The organism is Carnobacterium jeotgali MS3, from assembly GCF_000745125.1.
Classification (GTDB): Bacteria; Bacillota; Bacilli; order Lactobacillales; family Carnobacteriaceae; genus Carnobacterium_B; species Carnobacterium_B jeotgali.
In genome coordinates this window covers 119,028-132,236 of sequence record NZ_JQNF01000003.1, presented here as the reverse complement: position 1 = coordinate 132,236, position 13,209 = coordinate 119,028, and the positions used below count along the sequence as shown (strand labels likewise).

Below are 13,209 nucleotides of genomic sequence, written 5' to 3'. Positions count from 1 at the left end.
TAGATTGAATTAGAATGATAACGGTAACAAATAAGTGAGTAAAAGAAAGATAAATAAAAAAATGATAGGGAGTTGTATTATGACAAAAAGATTTATAAGTGCTAACGCTTCAGAAATTATGAATATGACCGCTGATGAGCTGAAACAAAGTATTAAAGCAAGTGAAGGAAGAATTGTGATGTCTGAAAATGTCGTGGAGAGAGAACCGTTTATTGAGGACATTACAAATGCAGAAATTGCTAGAGCATTTGGGGCAGATTTAATCTTGTTAAATGGGATAGATGTGTTGAATCCTAAAATTTCAGGTTTAAGTAATCAGGATGGATCATTTGTGGATCAGCTTCATAATTTGGTCGGTCGTCCAATCGGTGTTAACTTGGAACCGGTTGATGAAGAAGCATCTATGGCAGAAGATCGTTTAACGATTGCTGAAGGTAGACAAGCAAATTTAAAAACAATCAATGAGATTGAATCATTGGGATTAGATTTTGTTTGTTTAACAGGAAATCCAGGAACGGGTGTTACAAATACTCAAATTGAGAAAACAATCCGTACTACAAAAGAAGTGTTTTCAGGGTTAATTATTGCTGGTAAAATGCATGGCGCTGGTGTTTCAGAGAGCATAGTTGATTTAGAAACGGTAAAATCATTTATTGAAGCTGGGGCAGATATTATTTTAGTTCCTGCAGTGGGTACCGTACCTGGATTTGATGAACACGAATTGAAAGAAATCGTTAAAGCTGTTCACAAAGAAGGTGCATTAGTGTTGTCAGCTATTGGAACAAGCCAAGAAAGTTCAGATGAAGATACAATTAAGCAAATTGCTATTCGTAATAAAATTTGTGGTGTTGATATCCAACACATTGGAGATGCAGGCTATGGTGGAATTGCTCCAGTAGAAAATATTTTTGCTTTAAGTAAAGCTTTACGAGGTATGCGTCATACTGCTTCAATGATGGCAAGATCGGTACACAGATAAGTAGTAGAGGAGGAGATTTTATTGAGTAATATTAATGATTTTTTAGAACGAAAATTAATGCCAGTTGCTTCAAAAATAGGAAATAATAAGTTCCTTGTTGCGATACGTGATGGTATCACATTGGCAATGCCGTTGATTATTATTGGTTCTTTATTTATGGTCGTAGCAAGTTTTCCAATTCCGGGTTGGGAAGAATGGCTTGGTAAAGTAGGTGTTGCCGATTTTCTATGGAAAGGAACAGATAGTAGTTTTGGACTGATTGGCTTAATAGCAAGCTTTGGTATCGCATATAGTTTAACAAATCAATTTGGAGTAGATGGGGTTCCATCCGGTATTATTTCATTGTCATCTTTCATTGTAGTAACACCTTTTGTTACTTCTGACGCTGGTGCTGGAATGCCCACAACATATATGGCAGCAAAAGGTTTATTCGTGGCTATTATTGTCGGGTTAATTAGTGGTTATATCTATCAGTGGTTTATAAACCACAATATTCAAATTAAATTACCAGAAACTGTGCCACCAGCAGTTGCAAAAAGTTTTAGTGCAATTATACCAGGTGCATTTATTGTTACATTTTGGTTGATTATCTATGCAATTTTAATGAAGTTAAATTTACCCAACTTACATGATATTGCTCAAGTAGTTTTAGGAGGCCCTCTAGGATTACTAGGAAATAATGTATTTGGTACAGTTATAATTGTAGGTTTGAATAGTTTGTTCTGGTTTGTGGGTATTCATGGAGGAAACGTGGTTAATTCAGTTATGCAACCGTTATGGATTGCTAATCTAGATGAAAACCGCGCTGCTTACCAAGCGGGTACCGAACTTCAACATATTTTCACGATCTCTTTTATGGATAATCTTGTCTATATTGGTGGTGGTGGTGCAACACTTGGTTTGGTTTTAGTGTTAGGGTATTTAGCTCGTAAGAAAAAAACAAGTAAACAAACAAAAGTTTTAGCTCCTATTACCGTAGTCCCAGGGATTTTTAACATTAACGAACCAACTATGTTCGGACTACCTGTAGTATTAAATGTTATGTTGTTGGTTCCGTTTATTCTTGCACCAATGGTCAATGTGGTGATTGCCTACCTTGCAATGGCATCAGGGTTAGTTCCATTGACTCGAACAGTTGCCTCATGGACAATGCCGCCAATCATAAGTGGCTTTTTAGTAACTGGAAGCATTAGTGGTTCGATCTTACAAATTGTATTAATCATAGTAGATGTATTGTTATACTTGCCATTTTTCTTAGCTGTTGAAAAAGGATTCAAAGCTGAAGAATTGGGAGAATCAATGGCGCAAGAATAAAAATAAGTGAACTAGAGTGTGAGATAAATAATAGATGTTTAAAAAGCTTAACTTCGATAGTAAATTGAAGTTAAGCTTTTTTTACAGTTAAAAATTTGTAAATACAAATAAATGTTATGACTTTACATTTTTTATGAAAAGGGTTACAATAGCTTGTGAAAAGATATTAAAAGGAGGAAAAATAGATGGAAAATAACAAATGGATTATAATGTTAGGGAATATGGCTACTAAGATCAACGGCTACAAGTATATCATAGCAATCAAAAACGCTTTTACCGCTTTAATACCAGTAATCATTACAGGGGCTTTTGCAACACTATTCTCTAATATGGTATTTGATTCAACTAATGGATTAGCACAAATAGATGCGTTAGCATTTCTGGAAGGTTTAAAACCAATTTCTCAAGCTATTAACTACGCTACGATGAATATGTTAACAATTAGTGCAGTCTTTTTAATAGGAATGGAAATAGGAAATCTAAATAAAGAGAGCGGGTATTTCCCTGGATTACTAGCAGTTATTAGTTACATAACCGTTAACCCCACAACACTTGAATTGTTAGTTAATGATAAAATGCAAGTCGTAGAAAACGTATTGTCTCGTAACTATACGGATACAAAAGGACTATTTTTAGGAATGTTTATCGCGATTGCTTCAGTTGAGTTGTTTACCTGGTTAGGAAGACAAGATAAACTGAATATAAAAATGCCTGATAGCGTTCCGCCAAATGTATCAAGAAGTTTTTCAGCTTTAATTCCAACAATATTAACGATTACAATTATTGCTTCAGCTGGTTTTGCAATATTCCGTATAACAGGTATGTATTTATATGACATTATTTATACGATCGTACAAGCACCGTTAGAAAGTGTGATGCAAGGATTACCTGGTGTGTTAATTTTAATGTTCGTAGCCCAATTCTTTTGGGTTATCGGAATCCATGGAAATCAAATGATAAAACCGATTCGCGAACCTTTACTACTAGCTTCAATAGCAGTCAATACGGATGCTTTTAATGCAGGAAAAGAAATTCCTAATATCATTAATATGCCTTTCTGGGACATGTACATGAATATTGGTGGTTCTGGTGTGACTATTGGTTTGCTATTTGCAATCTTTATAGTTGGTAAACGTGATGACATGAAAGAAATTGCTAAGTTATCTATGGGGCCAAGTATATTTAACATTAATGAACCTGTAATATTTGGAATGCCAATTATGTTAAATCCTATCTTAGCTATCCCATTCATCGTGACACCATTAGTTACTGGTGTGATTGGTTATGTCGCAACATATATTGGTTTTGCAGGAAAAGCAGTTGTCATGATTCCGTGGACTACTCCACCATTTATTAGTGCTTATTTAGCCACAGCTGGTAGTATCGGAGCAGTAGTAACTCAGTTGATATGTATTGTTGTTTCAACATTAATTTACTTACCGTTTGTTAAAATCTCTAATAGCCGTCAATTAGTTGAAGAACCAAGTCAAACTGTAGAAAATAAAGAGTTAACTGAAGTCACTGTTCACGACTAAAATTAAATCAAATGTAAAAATTGTACTCATTTAAATTTAATTAAGTCGAACTAATGTACTAAATTAAAAGTAAATGAAATTGTGTTAAACTAGAAAGTTCCTGTGATTTTACGAAAGGATCTTTCTAGTTTTCTAATTTTGTGGTTATGGTATACTAAATTGATTCTAATAATGGACATAAATTATATCAGTAAAGTGAGTGAGAGTAATGGCAAAATACAAAACTGTCGCAGATGCGTTACGAAAACAAATTACACGGGGAGATTATCCTAAGGGAGGTCAATTGCCCAATCAAAATGAATTAGCCGAAAAATTTGTTACAAGTAGAGTGACAATAAAAAAAGCATTAGATTTATTGTCTATTGAAGGACTGGTTTTCTCAATTCAAGGTTCTGGTACATACGTCAAAAAAAATATTAGACAACTATCTGAGACAGGAATTAAAATAGGTCAAAATATCGGATTAACTCATCAAATAGGAGAGCAGACTGAATTAGTTAATAAAGTGCTAGCATTTAATGTTCGTTTCCCTAGAGATGAAGAATGTAAATACCTGATGATTAAAAAGGAATCTCCGGTATATGAGATCAAACGATTAAGAGTTATCAATAATAAACCTTATTCAGTAGAATATTCATTACTACCAGTAGAACTTGTCCCTAATATTACCTTAGGTATCTTAGAGCACTCAGTGTATGACTATATTCGTCAGGATGTAGGACTAATTTTTGGAGGAAACCAACAATTTATAAAAGCTGCCCCGCCTAATGATGAGGATCGTCAGTATTTAAGTTGTAAAGATAATGAGCCGGTTCTTGAGGTTACAAAAATAATGTTTCTTGAAAATGGTCGACCTTTTGAATATTCAAAAGTAAGACACCGCTATGATATGGTTGAAATGTGTTTTAATGATACTCAACATGAATAAACATAGACTCGAAACTTTTAATGAGAGAAAAAAGTCTTTTCATTAGAAATAAGCTAATTAATAAGGGTGCAAGAAGAGTGATAAAGTATTAAATAACTATTATTGCTTTTTTTAAATAATTGACTTGTAAAACAGTTGACAAGTTTGTGTAAACCATGTAAAGTAATAGGAGTTGTTAGAACAAACAACTTGCAAGAAAAGTGAATAAAAATTCTATAACAAATATTTTTCACAAAAAGTTATTGACAATTTAAAAATAACTTGTTATTATATAGAAGTTGTAACGGACTGTTACAACGCGCTTTAGACCTTTGAAAACTAAACAAAGTAAGACGAACCAAATGTGAGGGTGACTCAGCAGTGCTGAGTCAACAGTAACAAAATAGTGAATAATTATTCGCTAGCAATTCAATAATGAGCTTCAAGCATCATTTTATATGAGAGTTTGATCCTGGCTCAGGACGAACGCTGGCGGCATGCCTAATACATGCAAGTCGAACGCTTTAACTTCACCGGGTGCTTGCACCCATCGAAGTTAAGGAGTGGCGGACGGGTGAGTAACACGTGGGTAACCTGCCCATAAGAGGGGGATAACATTCGGAAACGGATGCTAATACCGCATATTTCTAATCGTCTCCTGACGAATGGAAGAAAGGTGGCTTCGGCTACCGCTTATGGATGGACCCGCGGCGTATTAGCTAGTTGGTGAGGTAATGGCTCACCAAGGCGATGATACGTAGCCGACCTGAGAGGGTGATCGGCCACACTGGGACTGAGACACGGCCCAGACTCCTACGGGAGGCAGCAGTAGGGAATCTTCCGCAATGGACGAAAGTCTGACGGAGCAATGCCGCGTGAGTGAAGAAGGTTTTCGGATCGTAAAACTCTGTTGTTAGAGAAGAACAAGGATGAGAGTAACTGCTCATCCCCTGACGGTATCTAACCAGAAAGCCACGGCTAACTACGTGCCAGCAGCCGCGGTAATACGTAGGTGGCAAGCGTTGTCCGGATTTATTGGGCGTAAAGCGAGCGCAGGCGGTTCTTTAAGTCTGATGTGAAAGCCCCCGGCTCAACCGGGGAGGGTCATTGGAAACTGGAGAACTTGAGTGCAGAAGAGGAGAGTGGAATTCCACGTGTAGCGGTGAAATGCGTAGATATGTGGAGGAACACCAGTGGCGAAGGCGACTCTCTGGTCTGTAACTGACGCTGAGGCTCGAAAGCGTGGGGAGCAAACAGGATTAGATACCCTGGTAGTCCACGCCGTAAACGATGAGTGCTAAGTGTTGGAGGGTTTCCGCCCTTCAGTGCTGCAGCTAACGCATTAAGCACTCCGCCTGGGGAGTACGACCGCAAGGTTGAAACTCAAAGGAATTGACGGGGACCCGCACAAGCGGTGGAGCATGTGGTTTAATTCGAAGCAACGCGAAGAACCTTACCAGGTCTTGACATCCTTTGACAATCCTAGAGATAGGACTTTCCCTTCGGGGACAAAGTGACAGGTGGTGCATGGTTGTCGTCAGCTCGTGTCGTGAGATGTTGGGTTAAGTCCCGCAACGAGCGCAACCCCTATTATTAGTTGCCAGCATTCAGTTGGGCACTCTAGTGAGACTGCCGGTGATAAACCGGAGGAAGGTGGGGATGACGTCAAATCATCATGCCCCTTATGACCTGGGCTACACACGTGCTACAATGGATGGTACAACGAGTCGCAAGGTCGCGAGGCCAAGCTAATCTCTTAAAGCCATTCTCAGTTCGGATTGCAGGCTGCAACTCGCCTGCATGAAGCCGGAATCGCTAGTAATCGCGGATCAGCACGCCGCGGTGAATACGTTCCCGGGTCTTGTACACACCGCCCGTCACACCACGAGAGTTTGTAACACCCGAAGTCGGTGAGGTAACCCTTTTGGGAGCCAGCCGCCTAAGGTGGGACAGATAATTGGGGTGAAGTCGTAACAAGGTAGCCGTATCGGAAGGTGCGGCTGGATCACCTCCTTTCTAAGGAAACTAACGGAAACCCACACATTCGTACTTACTTTGTTTAGTTTTGAGAGGTCTAATCTTCTCAATCTTTTAAATCGTAACACCTTGTTCTTTGAAAACTGGATAAAGTTAAAAATTGTAATTCAAGTAAGAAACCAGAAACACACCGAAAATTTTTAAAAGTAAGTTTTTAAGGTTCTCATCGAAAGATGAGTATTGAAAATTAACGATTAACCATAGGTTAAGTTAATAAGGGCGCACGGTGAATGCCTTGGCACTAGGAGCCGATGAAGGACGGGACTAACGCCGATATGCTTTGGGGAGCTGTAAGTGAGCTTTGATCCAAAGATTTCCGAATGGGGGAACCCAGCATCTTTTATAGGATGTTACTGCTGACTGAATACATAGGTCAGTAGAGGTAGACGCAGAGAACTGAAACATCTAAGTACCTGCAGGAAGAGAAAGAAAAATCGATTCCCTGAGTAGCGGCGAGCGAAACGGGAATAGCCCAAACCAGAAAGCTTGCTTTCTGGGGTTGTAGGACTGAACACATAGAGTCATAAATGATTTTGGTAGGAGAAGCGACCTGGAAAGGTCTGCCGAAGAAGGTAAAAGCCCTGTATCCGAAACCAAATTCACTCTGATCAGTATCCTGAGTACGGCGGAACACGAGAAATTCCGTCGGAATCCGGGAGGACCATCTCCCAAGGCTAAATACTCCCTAGTGACCGATAGTGAACCAGTACCGTGAGGGAAAGGTGAAAAGAACCTCGGAAGAGGAGTGAAATAGCCCCTGAAACCGTGTGCCTACAAATAGTTAAAGCCCGTTAATGGGTGATAGCGTGCCTTTTGTAGAATGAACCGGCGAGTTACGATCCCATGCGAGGTTAAGTTGATGAGACGGAGCCGCAGCGAAAGCGAGTCTGAATAGGGCGAATGAGTATGTGGTCGTAGACCCGAAACCAAGTGATCTACCCATGTCCAGGTTGAAGGTGCGGTAATACGCACTGGAGGACCGAACCCACGTATGTTGAAAAATGCGGGGATGAGGTGTGGGTAGCGGAGAAATTCCAATCGAACTTGGAGATAGCTGGTTCTCTCCGAAATAGCTTTAGGGCTAGCCTCGGAATTAGAATCATGGAGGTAGAGCAACTGTTTGGACTAGGGGCCCTTCTCGGGTTACCGAATTCAGATAAACTCCGAATGCCATTGATTTATATCCGGGAGTCAGACTGCGAGTGATAAGATCCGTAGTCGAAAGGGAAACAGCCCAGACCACCAGCTAAGGTCCCAAAGTTTATGTTAAGTGGAAAAGGATGTGGAGTTGCTTAGACAACTAGGATGTTGGCTCAGAAGCAGCCATCATTTAAAGAGTGCGTAATAGCTCACTAGTCGAGTGACCCTGCGCCGAAAATTTACCGGGGCTAAACATAACACCGAAGCTGTGGATAGAACCATTGGTTCTATGGTAGGAGAGCGTTCTAAGGGCGTTGAAGCTAGATCGTGAGGACTAGTGGAGCGCTTAGAAGTGAGAATGCCGGTATGAGTAGCGAAAGACGGGTGAGAATCCCGTCCACCGAATGACTAAGGTTTCCTGGGGAAGGCTCGTCCTCCCAGGGTTAGTCGGGACCTAAGTCGAGGCCGAATGGCGTAGACGATGGACAACAGGTTGAGATTCCTGTACCAGTTTGTTTTGTTTGAACAATGGAGGGACACAGTAGGCTAAGGAATACGCGCTGTTGGATATGCGCGTCCAAGCAACAAGTTTTGAAGTGAGTCAAATGCTTGCTTCTTTAAGAACAAGTTGTGATGGGGAGGGAAATTAAGTACCGAAGTTCCCGATGTCACACTGTCAAGAAAAGCTTCTAGTTAGAAACAAACTGCCCGTACCGCAAACCGACACAGGTAGTCGAGGAGAGAATCCTAAGGTGTGCGAGAGAACTCTCGTTAAGGAACTCGGCAAAATGACCCCGTAACTTCGGGAGAAGGGGTGCTGACCAATTGGTCAGCCGCAGTGAATAGGCCCAGGCGACTGTTTATCAAAAACACAGGTCTCTGCAAAATCGTAAGATGACGTATAGGGGCTGACGCCTGCCCGGTGCTGGAAGGTTAAGAGGATGGGTTAGCTCTCGGGCGAAGCTCAGAATTGAAGCCCCAGTAAACGGCGGCCGTAACTATAACGGTCCTAAGGTAGCGAAATTCCTTGTCGGGTAAGTTCCGACCCGCACGAAAGGCGTAACGATCTGGGCACTGTCTCAACGAGAGACTCGGTGAAATTATAGTACCTGTGAAGATGCAGGTTACCCGCGACAGGACGGAAAGACCCCATGGAGCTTTACTGCAGTTTGATATTGAGTGTTTGTACAGCTTGTACAGGATAGGTAGGAGCCAATGAAGCCAGGACGCCAGTCTTGGTGGAGGCGTTGGTGGGATACTACCCTTGCTGTATGACCACTCTAACCCACAGCCCTTATCGGGCTGGGAGACAGTGTCTGACGGGCAGTTTGACTGGGGCGGTCGCCTCCTAAAGTGTAACGGAGGCGCCCAAAGGTTCCCTCAGAATGGTTGGAAATCATTCGCAGAGTGTAAAGGCATAAGGGAGCTTGACTGCGAGACCTACAAGTCGAGCAGGGACGAAAGTCGGGCTTAGTGATCCGGTGGTTCCGCATGGAAGGGCCATCGCTCAACGGATAAAAGCTACCCTGGGGATAACAGGCTTATCTCCCCCAAGAGTCCACATCGACGGGGAGGTTTGGCACCTCGATGTCGGCTCATCGCATCCTGGGGCTGTAGTCGGTCCCAAGGGTTGGGCTGTTCGCCCATTAAAGCGGTACGCGAGCTGGGTTCAGAACGTCGTGAGACAGTTCGGTCCCTATCCGTCGCGGGCGTAGGAAATTTGAGAGGAGCTGTCCTTAGTACGAGAGGACCGGGATGGACACACCTCTGGTGTACCAGTTGTTCTGCCAAGGGCATTGCTGGGTAGCTATGTGTGGACGGGATAAACGCTGAAAGCATCTAAGCGTGAAGCCCCCCTCAAGATGAGATTTCCCATCACGTAAGTGAGTAAGACCCCTGAGAGATGATCAGGTAGATAGGTTGGAAGTGGAAGTCTAGCGATAGATGGAGCGGACCAATACTAATCGGTCGAGGACTTAACCAAATTTTTAAAACGGTGTAAGACGGTTTCAGAACGAAAAATGATGGTTAACTTATCCAGTTTTGAGAGAACAACGTTCTCTTGATTGAAATTGTGTGGTGATGATGGCAAGAAGGTCACACCTGTTCCCATGCCGAACACAGAAGTTAAGCTTCTTAGCGCCGATGGTAGTGAAGGGTTTCCCTTTGTGAGAGTAGGACGTTGCCACGCACATTCAATTATTCCGCAATAGCTCAGTTGGTAGTAGCGCATGACTGTTAATCATGATGTCGTAGGTTCGAGTCCTACTTGCGGAGTTCCATAGTCAAACTATGTAAATATAAACGAGATTAGTTTAAGTGAACCCCACCTGGAGAGTTGTCCGAGTGGCCGAAGGAGCATGATTGGAAATCATGTAGGCGGTGAACACTGTCTCAAGGGTTCGAATCCCTTACTCTCCGTTTGAAAAAACGGCCCGTTGGTCAAGCGGTTAAGACACCGCCCTTTCACGGCGGTATCACGGGTTCGATTCCCGTACGGGTCATCAGTAACGACGTTACTGGTTAAAAAAAGCAGTAGTAAGATTCTTCGGAGGTTTAGCTCAGCTGGGAGAGCATCTGCCTTACAAGCAGAGGGTCGGCGGTTCGATCCCGTCAACCTCCATTGGTTTAAGTTATAAAAAGGTCTCGTGGTGTAGGGGTTAACATGTCTGCCTGTCACGCAGAAGATCGCGGGTTCGATTCCCGTCGAGACCGTTGGTTTGAAAAATTAAATAAACCATTTATATAATGGCCTGGTAGCTCAGTTGGTAGAGCACTTGATTGAAGCTCAAGGTGTCGGCAGTTCGATTCTGTCCCAGGCCACCATTATTGGAGGGGTAGCGAAGTGGCTAAACGCGGCGGACTGTAAATCCGCTCCTTCGGGTTCGGCAGTTCGAATCTGCCCCCCTCCACCATTTTTTAAAAGAAATAACCTTTATAAGATAGGGGTATAGTTTAAAGGTAGAACTATGGTCTCCAACACCATCAGTGTGGGTTCAATTCCTACTACCCCTGCCATTTTTAATGTAAGATGGGCAAAAAAATAATTACCATGGCGATTGTGGTGAAGTGGTTAACACACCGGATTGTGGTTCCGGCATGCGTGGGTTCGATCCCCATCAGTCGCCTTTTTTTTTCATGGGCTATAGCCAAGCGGTAAGGCAAGGGACTTTGACTCCCTCATGCGTTGGTTCGAATCCAGCTAGCCCAGTTTAATTGAATGAACCATTCAACTAAAAAGATGGCGGTATAGCCAAGTGGTAAGGCAGAGGTCTGCAAAACCTTCATCACCGGTTCAAATCCGGTTACCGCCTTATGTTCGAAAAGATGAAAAAAAGTAGTCCATATGCCGGCGTGGCGGAACTGGTAGACGCGCTGGACTCAAAATCCTGTGCCCGCGAGGGCGTGCCGGTTCGATTCCGGCCGCCGGTATAATAAAAAGCTCTTAAGAATGTTCTTGTTCTTAAGGGCTTTTTTTTGTTTAATCTGTTATGATGTAGAGGTGAATTAACAGAAATTTTTATCTATATATAAAGAAAATGTATCCGCTTTGTTTTTAGCCTTTAAACTTGATTTATGAATTTAAATACATTCTATTTTAAAAAAATTGGAGGGATTTAAATGGCAACAAAGTCAACTTTTTCAAAATCAGAAATTAGAAAAGACAATCCTATTTTTTCATCATTTCGCTCAGTCGTGGAAACGTCCATGTACGGTAACAATACTACAGAAATAAAAACGACTGAAGAAGCTTATTTACTGGCTAAAGATTCCATGCACACCATTGTAACAGACCTAATAGTTAAGCATCCGGAAAAATTAGGTTTGCCTTATGGAGCAAATGTATTAGTTGAGAATGGAGGAGCGGTGGTCGGGAGAACAGCTGCAGCAAAACGTATTTTGGGAGAAAATCCTGAGGAAGATGCTAAACTGGCCCCAATTATCCGTGAAGCTATTTATCAAGGTGAAAATAAAATGCGTTATAAAGCTACTGCTTATGTTGGATTAGATCCTGATTTCATGGTGAAAGCACATTTGAGCGTACCTGTTGGTCAAGAAAATAATTTGTATTCCTGGTTGTTGAATTTCCAAATTTGCAATGAAGTATACGATGAATTATATGTGCAATCTAGAGCAATAAATGAGGGTGATATTTTAATCTATCAAAATCCTGAATGGCATCATCCCGATTACCCCATGGGGCTAGCTTATTTTGATTCAAAGCATAATGCAGCCATCATTTTAGGAATGAATTATTTTGGTGAGTTAAAGAAAGCAACGTTAACATTGGCTTGGGGTACAGCACATAGGTTGGGTTATGTCGCTTGTCATGGTGGGCAAAAGAAATTTACATTAACCAATGGAAAAAATTATGTATCGGCTTTTTTTGGGCTATCTGGTTCAGGTAAATCAACACTGACACATGCAAAACACGAAAATAAATATGCAGTTGAAGTTTTGCATGATGATGCATTTATTGTTTCTTTAGAGGATGGTTCTTCTATTGCTTTAGAACCAGCTTATTTTGATAAGACGCAAGACTATCCTTCAAATCATCCAGAAATCGATTATTTTGTAACGGTACAAAATGTCGCAGTCACGCTAGATGAAAACGGGGATAAGGTTCTCTTGACAGAAGATTTGAGGAATGGAAATGGTAGAACGATAAAATCACGTTATTCTACTTCAAATCGAGTAGATAAATTCAATGAACCCATCGACGCAATTTATTGGATTATGAAGGATGAAAGTCTCCCTCCTGTCATTAAAGTGACGGATCCAGTTCTTGCTGCAACGTTTGGGGCAACTTTGGCTACTAAACGTTCAACAGCTGAACGTTTAAAAAAAGGAATCGATATCAATAAATTAGTAATCGAGCCGTATGCAAATCCATTTCGTATTTATCCACTTAAAGAAGATTACAATCATTTTAAGGCATTATTTACGAATCAAAGTATCGACTGCTACATTTTAAATACGGGTTATTTTTTAGACAAGAAAGTGACAGCTGCTGTTACTTTAAGTAGTATTGAATCAATTGTTGAGGGGAGAGCCGAGTTCAGATCATTTGGAACAAGCAATGAGCTAAGTTACCTTGTAGTAGAGGATTATGAGCCCGACTTTAACAATCCAGAGTACCGTAAATTGGTTCAAGAAAGGTTGCAAATGCGTGTAGCTTATATTCAAGAGCAGAATAAAACGAACAAAATGAATCTTTTACCAGATGAAGCTCTTGAAGCGATGCAATCACTTCTTGACTAAACTAATGTCTTTTAATAAAAATAGATTTTGGTTGT

General features: G+C 41.3%; 5 protein-coding genes, 12 tRNA genes and 3 rRNA genes. All 20 read left to right on the top strand.

All coding sequences use genetic code 11. The features are described 5' to 3' along the window. Positions 1–79: 79 nt before the first annotated feature. The 20 genes from BP18_RS00855 (at position 80) to BP18_RS00760 (ending at position 13,174) form a co-directional block, all read left to right on the top strand. Positions 80–979: a DUF7916 family protein gene (locus tag BP18_RS00855; RefSeq protein ID WP_007725812.1), complete on the top strand. Its 900-nt coding sequence runs from the start codon at positions 80–82 to the stop codon at positions 977–979. A gap of 57 nt (positions 980–1,036) precedes the next feature. Beyond that, entirely contained in the window at positions 1,037–2,293 is a 1,257-nt protein-coding gene (locus tag BP18_RS00850) for a PTS sugar transporter subunit IIC (RefSeq protein ID WP_051669280.1), read from the top strand. A 185-nt stretch (positions 2,294–2,478) separates the two neighbouring features. Continuing rightward, entirely contained in the window at positions 2,479–3,828 is a 1,350-nt protein-coding gene (locus BP18_RS00845) for a PTS sugar transporter subunit IIC (protein WP_029278511.1), read from the top strand. A 208-nt stretch (positions 3,829–4,036) separates the two neighbouring features. Next, positions 4,037–4,756 (top strand): GntR family transcriptional regulator, encoded by a 720-nt coding sequence (locus BP18_RS00840; RefSeq protein ID WP_029278509.1) that lies wholly within the window; start codon positions 4,037–4,039, stop codon positions 4,754–4,756. 433 nt (positions 4,757–5,189) lie between these two features. Then, positions 5,190–6,751 (top strand): 16S ribosomal RNA (locus BP18_RS00835). A gap of 224 nt (positions 6,752–6,975) precedes the next feature. After that, positions 6,976–9,896, top strand: a 23S ribosomal RNA gene (locus BP18_RS00830). A 91-nt stretch (positions 9,897–9,987) separates the two neighbouring features. Next, positions 9,988–10,103: ribosomal RNA gene (gene rrf / locus BP18_RS00825) — 5S ribosomal RNA — on the top strand. Together the 16S, 23S and 5S rRNA genes with 12 tRNA genes alongside form the textbook arrangement of a ribosomal RNA operon. A gap of 12 nt (positions 10,104–10,115) precedes the next feature. Next, positions 10,116–10,189: transfer RNA gene (locus BP18_RS00820), tRNA-Asn, on the top strand. 55 nt (positions 10,190–10,244) lie between these two features. Next, a tRNA-Ser gene (locus tag BP18_RS00815) sits at positions 10,245–10,333 on the top strand. An 11-nt stretch (positions 10,334–10,344) separates the two neighbouring features. Beyond that, positions 10,345–10,416: transfer RNA gene (locus BP18_RS00810), tRNA-Glu, on the top strand. A gap of 46 nt (positions 10,417–10,462) precedes the next feature. Beyond that, positions 10,463–10,535 (top strand) — tRNA-Val (locus BP18_RS00805). Between the two features lie 19 nt (positions 10,536–10,554). Next, a tRNA-Asp gene (locus BP18_RS00800) sits at positions 10,555–10,627 on the top strand. A gap of 35 nt (positions 10,628–10,662) precedes the next feature. Next, a tRNA-Phe gene (locus tag BP18_RS00795) sits at positions 10,663–10,738 on the top strand. A 5-nt stretch (positions 10,739–10,743) separates the two neighbouring features. Continuing rightward, a tRNA-Tyr gene (locus BP18_RS00790) sits at positions 10,744–10,827 on the top strand. 29 nt (positions 10,828–10,856) lie between these two features. Further along, positions 10,857–10,930: transfer RNA gene (locus BP18_RS00785), tRNA-Trp, on the top strand. Between the two features lie 37 nt (positions 10,931–10,967). Then, a tRNA-His gene (locus BP18_RS00780) sits at positions 10,968–11,040 on the top strand. An 11-nt stretch (positions 11,041–11,051) separates the two neighbouring features. Continuing rightward, positions 11,052–11,123, top strand: a tRNA-Gln gene (locus BP18_RS00775). A gap of 32 nt (positions 11,124–11,155) precedes the next feature. Further along, positions 11,156–11,226, top strand: a tRNA-Cys gene (locus BP18_RS00770). Positions 11,227–11,260: 34 nt separating this feature from the next. Further along, positions 11,261–11,344, top strand: a tRNA-Leu gene (locus BP18_RS00765). A 189-nt stretch (positions 11,345–11,533) separates the two neighbouring features. Next, positions 11,534–13,174, top strand: coding sequence for a phosphoenolpyruvate carboxykinase (ATP) (locus BP18_RS00760; RefSeq protein ID WP_007724233.1), 1,641 nt, complete (start codon positions 11,534–11,536; stop codon positions 13,172–13,174). Positions 13,175–13,209: the final 35 nt, after the last annotated feature.